At 69.3% G+C, this 16,366-nt stretch carries 13 protein-coding genes; 7 read left to right on the top strand and 6 right to left on the bottom strand.

The features are described from left to right. Nucleotides 1-24 precede the first annotated feature (24 nt). Nucleotides 25-801 carry an SDR family NAD(P)-dependent oxidoreductase gene (locus tag ASD30_RS22100; RefSeq protein WP_056687284.1) on the bottom strand — a complete coding sequence of 259 codons (777 nt, stop codon included), beginning with the start codon at nucleotides 799-801 and terminating at the stop codon, nucleotides 25-27. Nucleotides 802-869: 68 nt separating this feature from the next. Beyond that, nucleotides 870-1,937: a DUF1214 domain-containing protein gene (locus tag ASD30_RS22095; protein WP_056687281.1), complete on the bottom strand. Its 1,068-nt coding sequence runs from the start codon at nucleotides 1,935-1,937 to the stop codon at nucleotides 870-872. A 185-nt stretch (nucleotides 1,938-2,122) separates the two neighbouring features. Here ASD30_RS22095 and ASD30_RS22090 point away from each other — a divergent pair, with 185 nt between their 5' ends. Genes ASD30_RS22090 through ASD30_RS22065 form a run of 6 tightly spaced genes read left to right on the top strand, consistent with a single transcriptional unit; the run spans nucleotide 2,123 to nucleotide 10,337 of the window. Then, the gene (locus ASD30_RS22090) at nucleotides 2,123-3,796 is read left to right on the top strand and encodes a flavin-containing monooxygenase (RefSeq protein WP_056687279.1); all 1,674 of its coding nucleotides are present in this window, start codon (nucleotides 2,123-2,125) and stop codon (nucleotides 3,794-3,796) included. Further along, nucleotides 3,793-4,563, top strand: a complete 771-nt coding sequence (locus ASD30_RS22085; RefSeq protein WP_056687276.1) for an SDR family NAD(P)-dependent oxidoreductase — start codon at nucleotides 3,793-3,795, stop codon at nucleotides 4,561-4,563. Before ASD30_RS22090 ends, ASD30_RS22085 begins: the two co-directional genes overlap by 4 nt. Beyond that, a complete protein-coding gene (locus ASD30_RS22080) occupies nucleotides 4,560-6,764 on the top strand; it encodes an arylsulfatase (protein ID WP_056687271.1) in 2,205 nt (734 codons plus the stop codon). Before ASD30_RS22085 ends, ASD30_RS22080 begins: the two co-directional genes overlap by 4 nt. Beyond that, entirely contained in the window at nucleotides 6,706-8,472 is a 1,767-nt protein-coding gene (locus tag ASD30_RS22075; protein ID WP_268788303.1) for a thiamine pyrophosphate-requiring protein, read from the top strand. The genes ASD30_RS22080 and ASD30_RS22075 overlap by 59 nt, the downstream gene beginning before the upstream one ends. A gap of 15 nt (nucleotides 8,473-8,487) precedes the next feature. Continuing rightward, nucleotides 8,488-9,366 (top strand): transketolase, encoded by an 879-nt coding sequence (locus ASD30_RS22070; RefSeq protein ID WP_056687265.1) that lies wholly within the window; start codon nucleotides 8,488-8,490, stop codon nucleotides 9,364-9,366. After that, nucleotides 9,363-10,337, top strand: coding sequence for a transketolase family protein (locus tag ASD30_RS22065; RefSeq protein ID WP_056687262.1), 975 nt, complete (start codon nucleotides 9,363-9,365; stop codon nucleotides 10,335-10,337). The genes ASD30_RS22070 and ASD30_RS22065 overlap by 4 nt, the downstream gene beginning before the upstream one ends. Nucleotides 10,338-10,365: 28 nt before the next feature. On the opposite strand, the gene ASD30_RS22060 is transcribed toward ASD30_RS22065, so the two are convergent. Genes ASD30_RS22060 through ASD30_RS22050 form a run of 3 tightly spaced genes read right to left on the bottom strand, consistent with a single transcriptional unit; the run spans nucleotide 10,366 to nucleotide 13,899 of the window. Further along, complete coding sequence (locus ASD30_RS22060; RefSeq protein ID WP_082564086.1) at nucleotides 10,366-10,998, bottom strand: TetR/AcrR family transcriptional regulator; 633 nt, start codon at nucleotides 10,996-10,998, stop codon at nucleotides 10,366-10,368. Nucleotides 10,999-11,031: 33 nt separating this feature from the next. Further along, nucleotides 11,032-12,117 (bottom strand): TauD/TfdA family dioxygenase, encoded by a 1,086-nt coding sequence (locus ASD30_RS22055; RefSeq protein WP_056687256.1) that lies wholly within the window; start codon nucleotides 12,115-12,117, stop codon nucleotides 11,032-11,034. Nucleotides 12,118-12,159: 42 nt separating this feature from the next. After that, the gene (locus tag ASD30_RS22050) at nucleotides 12,160-13,899 is read right to left on the bottom strand and encodes an N-acyl-D-amino-acid deacylase family protein (protein ID WP_056687253.1); all 1,740 of its coding nucleotides are present in this window, start codon (nucleotides 13,897-13,899) and stop codon (nucleotides 12,160-12,162) included. A gap of 219 nt (nucleotides 13,900-14,118) precedes the next feature. On the opposite strand from ASD30_RS22050, the gene ASD30_RS22045 reads away from it, so the two are divergent. Then, nucleotides 14,119-15,708, top strand: coding sequence for an ABC transporter substrate-binding protein (locus ASD30_RS22045; RefSeq protein ID WP_056687251.1), 1,590 nt, complete (start codon nucleotides 14,119-14,121; stop codon nucleotides 15,706-15,708). Here the strand turns inward: ASD30_RS22045 and ASD30_RS22040 are convergent. Continuing rightward, nucleotides 15,698-16,312, bottom strand: a complete 615-nt coding sequence (locus ASD30_RS22040) for a TetR/AcrR family transcriptional regulator (protein ID WP_156393753.1) — start codon at nucleotides 16,310-16,312, stop codon at nucleotides 15,698-15,700. The genes ASD30_RS22045 and ASD30_RS22040 overlap by 11 nt on opposite strands. Nucleotides 16,313-16,366 lie beyond the last annotated feature (54 nt).

Raw genomic sequence — 16,366 nt, 5'->3', positions numbered from 1 at the left:
CTTCGCCATCGACCGGCGACCGGATCAGACGCGGGGGACCGCCAGCAGTCCGACGATGCCGCCGTCGACCGGCACCGTGATGCCGTTGACGTACGCCGAGTAGTCGCTGGCCAGGAAGCAGGCGACCCTGGCGATGTCCTCGGCCGCACCGAGTCGTCCCGACGGGATCTGCTCGAAGTAGTCCTGGTCCGAGCCCGGTAGCGAGTCGAGCCAGCCGCGGAACCCCGCGGTGTCCATGGAGCCGGGGGAGATGACGTTGGCGCGGATGCCCTGGCCGCCGTACTCGGCCGCGATGCTCTTGGTCAGCGCGATCATCCCCGCCTTGGCAGCGCCGTAGACCGAGAGGCCGCGCACGGCGCCCAGGCCGGCGCCGGACGTGGTGGAGACGATGGTGCCGCCGCCCTGCTCGACCATGATCGGCAGCGCGGCCCGCACACCGAAGAACATCGATCCGAGGTTGAGGTCGACGATGTGGTGGAAGCCCTCGACGGTCACCTCGTGCAGCGGGGCCTGGGGAGACCCGCCGGCATGGTTGAAGAGGACGTCGAGCCGGCCGAAGGTGTCCTTGGCGGTGTGGACCAGCGCCTCGACCTGCTCGTGGGAGGTCACGTCGCACTGCATGGCGATCGCCCGGCCGCCGGCGGCCTCGACCTCGGCGGCCACGGCAGTGACCTTGTCACCGTTCAGGTCGCCGAGGACGACGGTGGCCCCGGCAGCGGCGAACTCGAGGGCGCTGGCGCGCCCGATTCCGTGGCCCGCCGCGGTGATCACGGCGATCTTGTCTGCAAGGGTGATCGTCATGACTGGACTCTAGGGTCGGGCCCCCGGGGCCCGGTGCGTGTCCTGATCACCGGGACCCGGGGCGCGGGTCAGAGGTTGACCACCTTGCAGGTCGGGATCGGGTTGTTGCCGCCCGACTTGACCCAGCGCAGCAGGGCCGTGCCCTCGGAGTGCCCGGCGGTGTTGACCCAGTTGCCGTAGCCGGGGTCCTTCGCCGCCACCACGATGGTCAGGGTGCCGTCGTCGTTGAGCTTCGCGGTGTGGTTGTTCAGGTGGGTGTTGGTGCGGTCGTAGTCGAGGGACTCCATCCACCAGTTCTGCAGCACGAAGTTCCAGTACTCACAGTCGGGGACCTCGGTCTCGATCACCCAGGCCTCGTCCTCGGCGAGGTTCCAGTAGCCGTGGAGGTAGAAGATCGTCGGATCGCCGCCGGCGTTGAGGAACCGGTCCTGGCCCCAGTCGGGGAGCTCGTGGGGACGGGTCATGAACAACCGGGTCCACTCGGCGAAGATCTTCGAGATGCCGGACACCTGGAGGGTGGCGGCGCGGAGCTGGTCGGCGAACTCGTCGACGTCGAGGGGTGCGTAGGGGACCTCCTCGTCGAGGAGCTCGATGGTGATCCGGGCGGGGTCGTTGTTGGGGTGGTCGACGAAGCTCTGCCGCCCGGTGAGCTTGTCGGTGCCGTCCGGCAACGGGAGCCAGGGGCCCGAGGCGGGCTTCTCCTTGCTGGCCACGAAGCTGAACCGGCCCTGGTCGTCGAGGGGGAGGGAGTGCACGTCGATCTCGCCGTGGGAGACCTGGGTCTCCTCGCTCCAGTCGCGCTTGCTCTTCGACCCGATGCTGAACACAGTGGAGTTTCCGGGGGTGCCGCTGATGCGATAGCGGTGCTCGGGGGAGACGCGCGCACTCATGTAGATGTTGTCGGGGTTGTCCGCGCCGATCTTGCAGCGCAGGTTCGGGTCGAGGATGTTGGTGAAGACCGGGTAACGCGGGTCGTTGTGCTCGATGCTGGTGAGCGTCCCGTTGCGGAGCAGCCGGATCAGGTAGCGGACCCCCTCGGCCTGGTCCAACGGGGTCAAAGGTGCGGACTCGGACTGCAGGGTGTTCCCGGCCGCGCGAAGGTTGTCGCAGAACTCGTCCCACATGGGGTTGGTCATGTCATCTCCCTGGTCGTTTCCTGCTGTCTAACCGCCGGGACTGCGCCGGTCGGAGGTCGTCCCGTTGATCGGGAGCGGTGGGCCGGCTCCCGCTGATCGGGATTCTTCGGGGGGCGACGAGCCCGCTCCCTAATGTCGGAGTCGACCACCACACACGCCCTGGGCGTCGTCCGAAAGAGGTTGGCATGCCCGACTCCTCCCGCTCCTCCACCGTCGCCGGCAACGCCGCCGGAACGCTCGACATCCTCGTGATCGGTGCCGGTTTCGCCGGCCTGTACGCCGTCCACGCAGCCCGTCAGGCCGGTCATGACGTGCTGTGCCTCGAGGCCGGATCGGGTGTGGGCGGGACCTGGTTCTTCAACCGCTATCCGGGCGCCCGCTGCGACGTGGAGAGCATCGACTACTCCTACTCCTTCGACGAGGACCTCCAGAACGACTGGAAGTGGAGCGAGCGCTACGCCACGCAGCCGGAGATCCTGTCCTACATCAACCACGTCGCCGAGCGGTTCGACCTGCTGCGCAGCATCCGCCTGGAGACACGGGTGGTCGCCGCCGACTGGGACGAGTCGGCCGCCGTGTGGCGGGTGGCCACCGACGCAGGCGAGGTGCACGTCGCCCGCCACGTGCTGTGCGCCGCGGGGTCTCTCTCGGTGCCCAACAAGCCGCCGATCCCCGGGGTCGACGACTTCGCCGGCGAGGTGCTGTTCACCTCGCAGTGGCCCGAGCCCGCACCCGACCTCGCCGGCAAGCGGGTCGGCATCGTCGGCACCGGCTCGTCGGGCATCCAGTCGATCCCGGTCATCGCGCAGGAGGCCGAGGAGCTCACCGTCTTCCAGCGCACTCCGAACTTCAGCGTGCCGGCACTGAACCGGCCGCTGACCGAGGAGGACCAGCGTCGGATCCGCGAGGAGTACCCGGAGCGACGCCGCAAGTCCCGGGTCAGCGGCGGCGGGTCGCCGTACGTCGCCCACCCGAAGAGCGCGGAGGAGTGCGACCCGGACGAGCGGACCGCAGCCCTGGAGAAGGGCTGGACCACGGGCGGCGTGCTGTTCGGCAAGACCTTCCCCGACCAGTACACCAACATCGTCTCCAACGACTACGCCCGTGACTTCGCGGTCGCCAAGATCCGCGCGATCGTCGAGGACCCCGAGGTCGCCGACGACCTGATCCCGAGCGACCACCCGATCGGCACCAAGCGGATCTGCACGGACTCGGGGTACTACGCCACGTTCAACCGCGACAACGTCGCGCTGGTCAACCTCCGCAAGGACCCGATCGAGCACATCGCCGACTGGGGCGTGAAGACCTCGGAGTCGTCCTACGAGCTCGACGTGCTGGTCTTCGCCACCGGGTTCGACGCGATGACCGGAGCCCTGACCCGCATGGACATCCGCGGTGAGGGCGGCGTGCTGCTGCGCGACGCGTGGGCCGACGGGCCGGTGACCTACCTGGGCTACCAGGTGCCGGCGTTCCCGAACTTCTTCATCCTGAACGGCCCCGGTTCGCCGGCGGTGCTGGCCAACATGGTCCTGGGCTCGGAGATGCAGGTCGACTGGCTGCTCGCCCTGATCCGCGCCGCCGACGAGCAGGGCGCCGATCGGGTCGCCGTGTCGCCCGACGTGGCGCAGGAGTGGACCACGCAGCTGCAGGAGGCGGCGGAGCAGACCCTCTTCCCGCGGGCGAACTCGTGGTACATGGGCGCCAACATCGAGGGCAAGCCACGCAAGTTCATGCTCTACCTCGGCGGCCTCGGCACGTACGCCGCCTTCTGTGACGAGATCGCCGCCGACGACTACCGAGGCTTCGAGCTGACGGCTGCGTCCGCCGCCGCCGAGCGGACTGAGCAGGTCGTCCGATGACCACGACGTCACCGGTGCTGGTCACGGGCGCGGCCTCGGGGATCGGTGAGGCGTGCGCCCGCGCGCTGGCCGAGGCCGGCCGTCCCGTCGTCCTCTGGGACCTCGACCGGACGGCGGTCACCGCGGCAGCCGACGCGCTGGCCGAGAAGTACGGCGTCGCGACGTGCGGCCAGGCGGTCGACGTACGCCGGCTCGACGACTTCGCCCACGCGTTGCACACCGCCCGCGCGGCAGTCGGCCCCCTCGGTGGGCTGGTGCACAGTGCGGGCGTGGTCGACTCGACGCCGATGACGCAGCTCACCCCCGAGGCGTGGCGACGTGTCATCGACGTCAACCTGACGTCGTACGGCTTCCTGGTCGCGGCGCTCGCGGACGACCTGCGGTCCCAGCCGGGCTCCGCCGTCGTCGGCATCGCCTCGATCAACGCCGTGGTCGGCCAGGGCACGATCCCGTCGTACACCGCCTCCAAGGGCGGCGTGCTCAGCCTGACCCGGTCGCTCGCCGCCGAGCTCGGACGTGACGGGGTGCGGGTCAACTCGGTCTGCCCGGGCTACATCGCCACGCCGATGCTCGAGCGGGTGCTGGCCGACGAACGCACCGCGGCGGCCATGTCCGGGCTCTCCATGCTCGGGCGCGTCGGCGAGTCCGCCGAGGTGGCCGCCGTCGTGCGGTTCCTGCTGAGTGAGGAGGCCGGCTTCGTCACCGGGGCGACGATCAACGTCGATGGCGGCGTGCTGGCCAACGACCACACGGCGGCCATGAGGTGACCCGACCCAACGTCGTGACGATCGTGCTCGACGACACGGGCTTCGCGCAGCTGGGGTGCTTCGGCTCCGACATCAGCACCCCCAACATCGACGCCCTGGCCGCGGACGGCCTGCGCTACAACAGGTTCCACGTCACGGCGCTCTGCTCGCCGACGCGCGCCTCACTACTCACCGGGCGCAACCATCACCGGGTCGGCATGGGCTACCTGACCGACATCCCGACCCCGGACCCCGGCTACACCTGCGCCATCCCGCCGTCCGCCGGCACCCTGCCCGCCGTGCTCAAGCAGGCCGGCTACAGCACGTTCGCCGCGGGCAAGTGGCACCTCGCACCGCGGTGGGAGGTCAATCCGGCCGGGCCGTACGACCGCTGGCCCCTCGGTCTCGGCTTCGAGCGCTACTACGGCTTCCTGAGCGCCGAGACCAGCCAGCGCACCCCGACCCTGGTCCGCGACAACTCCTACGTGCCGCAGCCGCGGACGCCCGACGAGGGCTACCACCTGATGGAGGACCTCACCGACGAGGCCATCGGGTTCATCCGCGACCAGCAGCAGAACACTCCCGAGCGTCCGTTCTTCCTCTACTACGCCGCGAGCGCCATGCACGCGCCGATCCAGGCACCCGAGGAGTGGGTACGCCGCTACGAGGGCGCCTTCGACCAGGGCTGGGACCAGTGGCGCGACGCGATCGTCGCGCGACAGAAGGAGATCGGGGTCGTGCCCGAGGACGCGGACGCGACGCCGCGCCCGCCCTGGGTGCGTCCGTGGGACGAGCTCAGTGACGAGGAGCGACGCGTCACCGCGCGCAGCATGGAGATCTTCGCTGCCTACCTGAGCTACACCGACGCCCAGATCGGCCGGCTGCTCGACCACCTCCGTGACACTGACACCCTCGACAACACGATCGTCATGCTGATCTCCGACAACGGCACGAGCGCCGAGGGTGGGCCGAACGGCTCGTTCAACTACCACGGCCTGCACCGCGACCGGGAGGCGAACCGCGAGCTCACGTTCGCCAAGGTCGACGAGATGTCCGGCGACCACGCCTACATGCAGTACGCCTGGCCGTGGGCGTGGGCGGGCAACACCCCGTTCTGGCTCTGGAAGAGGTTCACCGCGCTCGGTGGCGTCCGCACCCCGCTGATCGTGCACTGGCCCGACGGCATGGGCACACCGGGAGAGGTGCGTGACCAGTTCTGCCACGTCTCCGACCTGATGCCGACGGTGCTGGAGGCGGCCGGCGTGCCGGTGCCCGAACGGCTCAACGGTGTCGAGCAGATGTCGCTCGACGGCTCCAGCATCCTCGACTCCTTCCTCGCACCGGAGGTGGCCGCGCCCCGGGAGACGCAGTACTTCGAGTGCGCCGGCTCGCGGTCGCTCTACCACCGCGGCTGGAAGATCCGCACCGACCACGTCGGGCCGACGCCTCTGCTCGAGCGTGAGCTGATCCCCGGCAGCCATGAGTACGACGAGGACCACTGGGCGCTGTTCCACCTCGACGAGGACTTCGCCGAGACCACCGACCTCTCTGCCGAGCACCCCGAGCTGGTCCGCGAGCTGGTCCAGATGTGGTGGACCGAGGCGGGCCGCAACAACGTGCTGCCGCTCAACGACGGCTACACCGGGCGCCCGCAGATGGAACGTCCGCCCGGGCACCGCCAGCCGTCGCGGATGACCTACCGCCCGGGGCCGGGTGCGGTCTCCGAGTTCATGCACCCGGTGCTCACCGAGGGCTTCACGATGACCGCGCACCTCGACGTCGGTGAGCAGGCACCGAGCGGCATCCTGGCCGCGATCGGTGACTGGACCCAGGGGCTTGCGTGGTACCTCCGTGACGGTCACCTGGTGGTCTCGGCCAACTATGCAGGGGTCGGCCACCGGGTCGAGTCCTCGACGCCGCTCGCTGCCGGCGAGGAGGAGGTCCGGCTCACCTACCGCCTGCGTGAAGGGGGTGGCACGTTCGCCCTCCACCAGGCGGGCACGGTCACCGCCGAGCTGTCCGTCGACGGGCCGCTGCCGGTGCGCTGGCAGATCGGCGGCCCGGGGCTGCGGATCGGCTTCGACGCCGGCTTCCCGGTGGACGAGAGCTACGCGCCGCCGTACGCCCTGGCGCCCGGGGTGCTGGAGCGACTCGAGGTGGCGAGTGCCAGTGCCGAGGCGCTCGAACCCGACGACGCCGACCTGGCCCGAGTGCACGAATGACGCGGTCATCGACCGCATCCGAACGAGAGCAGGAATCATGAAGCTGGGTGCGGCAATCGCCGAGATCCTGAAGGCCGAAGGCGTCGAGATGGTCTGCGGCTACCCGCTGAACTACGTCTTCGAGTACGCCGCCGACGCCGACATCCGACCCGTGATCGCCCGGGCCGAACGCACCGGCGGGCACATGGCCGACGCCATCTCCCGGGTCACCAGCGGCAAGCAGATCGGGGTCTACGCGACCCAGCACGGGCCGGGCATCGAGAACGGCATGGGCGCCGTCGCGCAGGCCTTCGGTGAGTCGGTGCCGATCCTGGTGCTGCCGATGGGCTACCGCCGCGACGAGGCGCACATCGCCCCGAACTTCAACTCCACGATCAGCCTGCGCTCGATCGCCAAGTCGGTCGAGCCGCTCAACGATGCCAACCAGGTGGTCGCCGTCTTCCGGCGTGCCTTCAGCCGGCTGCGCAACGGCCGCGGGGGACCGGTGGTCGTCGAGATCCCGCGCGACATGTGGTTCGAGGACGTCACGGTTCCGCTCGACTACCGCCCGGTGATCACCACCCGCTCAGGCCCCGACCCGGTCGCCGTACGACGGGCCGCGGAGCTGCTCGTGGCCGCCGAACGACCAGTGATCTACGCCGGCCAGGGCGTGCACTACGCCGAGGCATGGCCCCAGCTGAAGCAGCTCGCGGAGAAGCTGGCGATCCCGGTGACCACCAGCCTGCAGGGCAAGAGCGCCTTCCCGGAGGACCACCCGCTCTCCCTCGGGTCGTGCGGCCGGGCGGTGCCCAGGACGGTCGACCACTTCCTCAAGGAGTCGGACCTGATCCTCGGGATGGGCTGCAGCTTCACGCCGTCCGACTTCGCCACGACCATGCCGACGGGCAAGACGATCATCCACGCGACCCTCGACCCGGCGCACCTCGACACGGTGGTGCAGGCCGACGTCGGCCTGATCGGCGACGCCGCGCTCACCCTGGACGCCTTGCTGGCCGCGGTCGACGAGCTCGTCGACGGAGATCGCGACCGGGGCCCGATCGAGGCCGAGATCACGCAGGTGTACGACGCGTGGCTGGCCGAGTGGCTGCCGATCCTGACGTCGGACGAGAACCCGATGACGGCCTACCGCGTGATCTGGGAGCTGATCGCGGCAACCGACGCGGACAACACGATCATCACGCACGACGCCGGCTCGCCACGCGACCAGCTCTCGCCGTTCTGGAAGAGCACCGCGCCGTTGAGCTATCTCGGCTGGGGCAAGACCACCCAGCTCGGCTACGGCCTCGGCCTGGTGATGGGCGCGAAGCTGGTGCACCCCGAGAAGCTGTGCGTGAACCTGTGGGGTGACGCCGCGATCGGGTTCACCGGTCTCGAGCTCGAGACCTGTGTGCGGGAGCGGCTTCCCGTGCTCTCGATCCTGTTCAACAACTCCTACATGGCGATGGAGACCAACGCCATGGGCCTCTCCCAGTCGAAGTACCAGACGATGGAGATCTCGGGTGACTACACGGCGATGGCCCAGTCGCTCGGGTTGTACGCCGAGAAGGTCACTGACCCGGCCGACATCGCCGACGCGATCCGCCGAGGCATCAAGGAGACCGAGGCCGGTCGCCCCGTGCTCCTGGAGTTCATCACCTCGCGTGAGCTCCGCGTCTCCACCCACGGCGGCGACACCTACATGTCGCCGGTGCCCGACAACTTCCGCTGAATGTCGAGGAACCACATGACTGCCACACTCACCCGACTCGAACGGGACCGACCCACGACGGTCCAGGACCTCCGGGTCCGTGCCGACTGGCTCCGCCTCGAGGTGATCCGCATGATCGACAAGGCCGGGCTCGGGCACTACTCGAGCACCTTCTCGTGCGCGGAGATCCTGTCGGTCCTCTACTACCGGGTCATGCGCCTCGACCCGGCCACTCCTGACTGGGCCGACCGCGACCGCTTCCTGCTCGGCAAGGGCCACGCCGCCGTCGGGCTGTGGCCGATCCTCAGCGACCTGGGCTACTTCCCTCGCGAGGACCTCGACACCTTCGGCTACATCGGCAGCCCGCTGGGCGACCACCCCGACATGCGCAAGGCGGCGGGCGTCGACTTCAGCTCCGGGTCGTTGGGTCACAACCTCTCGGTGGGCCTCGGCATCGCGATGGCCGCACGGCTGCGCGGCTCCGACCACCGCACCTTCGTGCTGATCGGTGACGGTGAGATCCAGGAGGGTCAGGTCTGGGAGGCCGCGATGGCGGCCAGCCACTACGAGCTGGGCAACCTGGTCGCGATCGTCGACGCCAACGGCTTCATCGGCAGCGGCCCGACGTCGGAGCTGATGAGCATCGAGCCGCTGGCCGATCGGTTTGCCGCGTTCGGCTGGCACGTCATCGAGCTCGACGGCCACGACGTGGATGCCCTGGTGACCACCTTCGCCGACCTGCCGGCCCCCGGGTCGGACCGCCCGGTGTGCCTCATCGCCCGCACCCAGAAGGGCCGGGGAGTCTCGTTGATGGAGGAGGCACCCCGGGCCTGGCACGTCGGGTGCCTCACCCCCGAACAACGCGACGACGCGATCGCAGAGATCAGCGCCAGGATGCAGGAGGTCTCCGCATGACGACGACCACGAACCGAGCCGCCGCGATGGAGGACGTGTTCTCCGACGAGGGGCAGGCGTCCTCGCTGAACCTGCTGGGTCACGCGATGGCCGAGCTCGCGGACCGTCACGACGACGTCGTGGTGATCTCCGCCGACATGGGCTCCGCGCTCTCCGAGCTGCGTGAGCGCCACCCCGACCGGTACGTCGAGCTGGGCATCGCCGAGACGAACACGATCTCGGTGGCCGCAGGCCTGGCCGCATCGGGGTTCCGCCCCTATGTGATGGCCTTCGCGCCCTTCGGCATGATCAAGTGCGCCGAGCAGATCCGCACCGACTGGGCCGCCACGATGCTGCCGGTCACCCTGGTCACCCGCCTGTCGGGGCTGGCGATGGGCTACTTCGGGGCCAGCCACCACGCCGTGGAGGACCTCGCGATCGCCCGGTCGATCACCAACCTGACCGTGATGACCCCGGCCGACAACTACGCCACCCTCGGCCTGCTCGAGGCCAGCCACCAGTCGGCCGGACCCGTGCTGCTGCGGGTGAGCGAGGCGACCGCACCGGTCTACTCGTCGGTGCCCGAGCTGGAGCCGGGCCGGTTCGTGCGGGTGCGCGAGGGCAATGACCTCACGATCATCGGGACCGGCGCCGGTGTCGGCTGCGCCCTCGGTGCCGCACGGGCACTGGAGGAACAGGGCATCAGCGTCGCGGTGCTCGACGCGGCGTACCTCAAGCCGTTCGACGTGGCGGCCGTCCTGGACGCCGCCGCGACGACCCGGGCGATCCTCACCGTGGAAGAGCACAGCGAGGTCGGTGGCCTCGGTGCGGCCGTGGCCGAGGTGCTCGGACGCAACGGTGTCGCCACGCGCTTCGGCAGCGTCGCGCTGCCGGACGCCGATCTCGAGGTGGGCGTTCCCGCCGAGCTGCTGGAGCGCTACGGCATCACGGTGGAGGGCGTCACTCGCAAGGCGCAGGACCTGCTCGCCTGAGGTACGCCCCTACGCACCTGGTGCCCGGTCAGCTCGGGTCGGCCTCGTCCGTGGTGAGGAAGACGCCCCGGCGCACGAGTGCGTAGACGGCCAGGGTGAGGTCTTCGTCGGACTGGTCCTCGAGACCGGTGATGCCCCTGACGAACGAGCCGAAGAGTCCCCAGCCGAGGGCCGCACTGGTGAGTGCGGCCACCTGGATGCGGGACTCGACGTCGTCACCCGCGTCGCCCTCGCTCTGCACGATCCGGCGGCTCAGCTCGTCCATGGCGGGGGAGCGGCCCAGGATGGCCGCCGGGTCGCGTCCTTCGAGGATGCTGCGCGCCAGCATCCGGACGTACTCCGAGCTCTTGGGCCGCATCAGGATCGCGATCGCGTCCTCGGTGCTCGCAGCCGCGCTGAACTGTTGGGCATAGGCGTCGGACGACCTCTGGAAGACCAGCTTCAGCAGGTCGTCCTTGGTGCCGACGTACTGATGGATCAGGCCGTAGTTGACGCCGGCGGCCCGGGCCACCTCGCGCAGTGACACCGCGGCGGGGCCGCGACTCGCGAAGAGCGGCCGAGCCGCATCGACCAGGAGCTGGACCACCCGTGCGCGAGCCTGCGACTCCTCGCCGGGCCGGGATGCGCGCGAGGGGCCTGTGCTGGTGGGGGTTTCAGCCATCCACGAAGCCTAGATGAGCACGACGCATGTCTCTCACACGACAGCCGCCTGCTTCGCGGTGACCTCGGCCATGTACGTCTCCGGCAGCTCCATGAACGGCGTGCGGAACCGGGCCCACAACGGCAGGTCGTCCATCGAGTAGACGTCCTGCTGGTTGGCCGGACGTCGCGGCCACGACGGGATGTTCACCCAGAGCCGCATCAGGTGCCGGCGCTGGTTGACGTCGTCGTGATCGACGTACGGCGTACGGCCGTGGACGATCAGACGGTTGTTGAGGAACTGGATGTCGCCCGGCGCGATGCTCATGTCGAGGTAGAACTCGGGGGAGGCCGAGAGCTCGCAGAAGAGGTCGAGTGCGGCCTCCTGCTCCGGAGTGATGTCGAAGTGCCCGGCCCGGGCAGCGTCGCGGGTCTGGGCGACGTGGACACACGAGCTGAACTCGCCGTCGGCGCGGGCGAACAGCGCCACGTTGTCGGACGTGACGATCTTGCCGTCGCCGCGCTCGGCGTCCATCTGGCCACGCATCACCGGCATGCCGTCGTAGAGCACCCGGGCCAGCTCGGGATTCGTCTCGACCATGCGGTCGTGCACGGCCGCGGCGCTGGCGATGCGGCTGGCGCCGCCCTCCTTCGCCGCACGCAGGCACAGCAGCGAGACGACGTCGTGGCCGTCGCAGTGCATGTTCATCGACTGCGCCGACCGGTAGCCGCGCACCTTCTCGTCGACCAGGTCGGCCACGTTCAGCACGTGGCCAAGGACCTCGCCGTTTCCTGACTGCGGGATGACGTCGCCGAGGTGGGCGCCCAGGCCGCAGTAGATGCGGGCCAGGTCGTCGTCGCCGTACTTCTCGCGGGAGAGCCCACGGATCAGCACGAAGCCGCGGCCGGTCCGGAGCTCGTCACGCAACCGGGCGAGGAAGTCTCCGACGGCGTGGAGGGGAAACGTGGCTGCGGTGATCTCGGTCAGGTCCAGGTCACCGTGGCCCTTGAGGGTGGTGAGTGCCGTGTCGATCTCGGCGAGCTCGTCGTCGGACAGTTGCCACAGGCCGTCCTGGCGGTAGTCCAGGGTGCTGCCGAGCCAGGCGGAACGGCCGCCGACGGGGGTGAGGGTGTCAGTCATGGTTCTCTCCATTGGGGGGCTTGCGGGAAGGGTGAACAGCGGTCAGGCGGGAGCGGAAGTCAGTGCGGGTTGCGGGCCCCGGACCAGGCGACCCGGCAGGGCGCCGGTGGGCTGGCCGTCGCGGGTGACGACGGTGCCGCCCACGACCGTTGCGGTGTAGCCGCGCGCGTCCTGCATCAGGCGCCGGCCACCGGCGGGCAGGTCGCGGACGACGTGGGGCAGGTCGAGGCCGAGGTGGTCGAGGTCGATGACGTTCAGGTCGGCACGATGGCCCGGGGCGACCAGGCCGCGATCGTGCAGGCCGACCATCTCGGCGGACCGCCTGGTCATCAGGTGGATCAGATAGGGCAGCGGGAGACGCTCGCCCTGGTGACGGTCCCGACCCCAGTGGGTGAGCAGGTGGGTGTAGATGCTGCCGTCGCAGATGACTCCCAGGTGCGCGCCCCCGTCACCCAGGCCGGGAACGACGTGCTCGTTGAGCAGCATCTCGCGGCACGGCTCGAGCGAGAAGTCGGCGAAGTTCGAGAACGCCAGGTAGAGGATGTTGCGACCGTCGCGCTCCAGAAGCCTGTCGTAGACCACACTCTCGGGGGAGACGCCCATTCGGCGGGCCTGCGCGCCGATGCTGGACTCCTTGGCGGGCTCGTAGTCGAAGTCCTCACCCATCTCGAAGAGCTGGTCGAAGTCGCGCACCCGCATTCCCATCGCCATGTCGGGGTCCGGGTCGTTGGTCTCGCCGAGGATGCGCTCCTTCACCTCGGGCCGGCGCAGCTCGCGGACCCGGTCGGCCAGTGGCAGGTCGGCCATCGTGAGGTAGGTCGGCGTCGAGTAGAACGGACTGAGGGTCAGCTCGAGGCCCAGCAGCACGCCCAGGGGCCGCGGCAGGATCTGCAGGGTGCCGGTGCCACCGGAGGCGTTGAACGCGTCGAACTTGTCGAGGATCGTGCGCCAGATCCGGGGATTGCCGTGGCTCTGCACCAACGCCATGCTGAACGGCCGGTTCGACTCCTTCGCGCGACGCAGGCCCATGTCGAGGACCTGCTCCCAGTCGTCGTTGTACTCGATGACGAACTGGATCAGCCCGGCCCCGGCACGATCGAGGGCCGCGGCCAGTCCGGCGTACTCCTCCTCGGTCGCGGCCAGCGTCGGGGTGAGCTGGCCGTCGCTGGAGCGGTGGAACATGGTCTGTGAGGTGCCGAACCCGAAGGCTCCGGCGCGCACCGACTCCTCGAGGATCTCGCCCATCTGACGGATCTCGTCAGAAGTGGCCGGCTCCCGGGAGTAGGCCCGCTCGCCCATGACGTAGGTGCGCAGGGCGGCGTGCGGGACGTAGCTGCAGATGTCGGCGTCGAACTCGCGACTGCCCAGGAAGTCGAGGAACTCGGGGTAGCTGGTCCACTGCCAGTCGACACCCTCCTTGAGCACCACGTTGGGGATGTCCTCGACGCCCTCCATGAGCCTGATCAGGAGGTCGCGGTCCTCGGGCTTGCAGGGCGCGAAGCCCACACCGCAGTTGCCCATGACGACCGTGGTCACTCCGTGGTTGGTCGAGGGCACGAGGCGGTTCTCCCAGGTGGCCTGGCCGTCGTAGTGGGTGTGCACGTCGACGAACCCGGGGGTGACGAGCTGGCCGCGAGCATCGATCTCCTCGCGGCCGGTGCCGGGCACGTCGCCGACCTCGACGATGACGCCGTCACGGATCGCGACATCGGCCTGCCGCGGGGGTTCGCCGGAGCCGTCGATGACGGTGCCGTTGCGGATGACGAGATCGAGTTCGGACATCTCTGCCTCTCTGTTGCGCACGGTCGCGCAGAAGTCTCACTGGGTGGGTCGAGAACTGAGATTAGCCGCATGGCTAGAACTTTGGCAAGCGTTTGCAACCGATGTCTTTCCCGCCTGTTGACAGGGGATTCGGCGCCAAGGATATTGACAACCAAGCAATCGCTACGTTCGCCGTACGGCCGGAATGGCCGAGCGATCCCTCATGAAGGAGTCGAAAGAATGCCGGACCAGAAGACCCTCTCGCTGCGGCGCCGACCGGGGCTCGTCGTGAGCGTGGCCCTCGGGCTGCTCGCCCTGCTGCTCACCTCCTGCGGCTCGAGCGCGAACACGTCGGGAGACGGGGAGATCGACCGCTCGGCGACCCTGCGGCTGACCTACACCGGCGTGCAGACCCTCGACCCGGCGACGACGCCGGGTTCGACCGCCGTGCTCTCCAACACCTGGCCCGTCTATGACCGGCTCCTCCAGATCTCCGAGGGCGGCGAGTACCTCCCGATGCTGGCCACCAAGTGGACGTTCTCGAAGGACGGGCTGACGCTTCGGCTGGACCTGCGCGACGGGGTGACCTTCTCCGACGGAACTCCGTTCACCGCCGACACGGTCAAGGCCAACATCGCTCGCTACCGGGGCGAAGACGTCAGCAAGGGCGCCACCGCGATCATCAAGGACGTCGAGGTCGTGGACGAGCATGCCGTCGACCTGCACCTCGCCTCGCCGAGCCGGGCCGTGCTGGGCTCCCTGGCCGCAGCCGCGCCGGGCATCATGATCAGCGAGAAGGCGCTCGACAACCCGGACCTCGGCACCAATCCGGTCGGCAGTGGTGCGTGGGTGATCGACAGCTTCCGCCCGGCGGAGCGGGTCACCTACAAGCTGCGCAGCGACAAGGACGGCATCTGGGACAAGGAGACCGGCAAGGTCGCCAAGGTCGAGATCGCAGTGCGCACGACGTCGACGGCCTTCGCCGCCATCCGCAGCGGTCAGGTCGACGTCGTCCTGTCGGGCGGTGACGTGAGTGAGCTGAAGTCCGGGATTGACCAGGGCACGTTGAAGATCCGCCCGCTCAAGAACGCCTCCACCACAGCCGCGCTCCACCTGAACCAGACGGTCAAGCCGTTCGACGACGTCCGGGTCCGGCAGGCGGTCAACTACGCCATCAACCGCAAGCCCCTGGTCGATGCCCTGGTGCCGACCACCACCGCGCGCGTCCAGCCGATGGCCTCGGTGGTCAATGGTTTCGACGAGTCGCTCGAGGCGACCTACCCCTACGACCCGGACCGGGCGCGGGAGCTGCTGAAGGAGGCCGGCTACGAGGACGGTGTCGACGCCGGCACCTTCTACGTCGCCAACTACGAGCCGTTCCCCGACGCCGCACAGGTCGTGCAGGCAGACCTGGCCAGCGTGGGCATCAAGGTCGAGCTCGAGCTCTACGACATCCGTCAGCTCTCGAGCGGGACGTACGGCGACAGCGATCGATCGGGCGCGTTCATGTTCATGTCCTACCCGAGCCTCGAGCCGGGCGTGGCGCTGACCCAGTTCCTGGAGAACCCGCTGGTGTTCCCCGGCGGCGTGCCGGCCGAGGTGGGCAAGCAGATCGGCGCCGTCGACGACTCGACCGCCACGCAGGAGGAGCGCGCAGAACGCGCCGGTGCCGTGGTCAAGTGGGCGACCGACCAGGCGCTCTACGCCCCGATGTGGCAGGGCGTTCCCGGGTGGGTGATGACCAACAAGGTGCACGGTGTCGAGGACGGCAAGGCGTTCCTCGCGCCCCTCGGGGGCCAGGACTTCCGCTACGCCTGGATCAGCAAGTAGGCGTCTCTCGAGACGCCGACAGCACGTCGACGACGGCGCGGAGCAGCACCTCGACCGTGAGGTGCGCTTCCGTCGCGTCGGCGTTGCCGTCCTCGAGTCGTTGCTCGAGGTCGGCGAGCGAGCGGGTCACCATCACCTGGACGAGGCGGAGCCGCTCCTCGCGTACGTCGTCCGGCACCCCGGCGAGGTGCGCCGCCATGAGGCGTCGCACCTCCTGGGAGCTGTGGCTGTGACGGTCGTCGAACGGCTCGAAGTCGCGTCCGCGACCGAGGTAGCGGTCGATGAACCGCGCGTAGGCGCTGCCGCCACGTGAGCCGATCACGAGGTCGGCCAGTGGCGTGACATAGGCGTCGGCGAGGTCGGGCAACGACGGGCGCTCGTGGGCGGCGAGCAGGCGGCCGCGCTCCTCCTGGAGCGGCACCAGGCGCAGGTCGTAGAGCGCCCTGATCAGCCCCTCCTTCGTGCCGAAGTGGTATTGCACGGCGGAGTTGTTGCGCTGCCCGGCGCGCTCGCCGATCTGGCGCAGCGACACGAACTCGACACCGCGTTCGGCGAAGAGTCGTTCGGCCGCGAGCAGGATCGTCGTACGTGCGTCGGTGGTCACCGGCGGGTGCTCCTTCTCAGTGGGACGGCCGAGCACGGCCGCATCGGTCACGCC

This window comes from Nocardioides sp. Root140 (genome assembly GCF_001426745.1).
Taxonomy (GTDB): domain Bacteria; phylum Actinomycetota; class Actinomycetes; order Propionibacteriales; family Nocardioidaceae; genus Nocardioides.
Note: the sequence above shows the minus strand (reverse complement) of the source record. Positions and strands in the feature narration are given on the sequence as shown.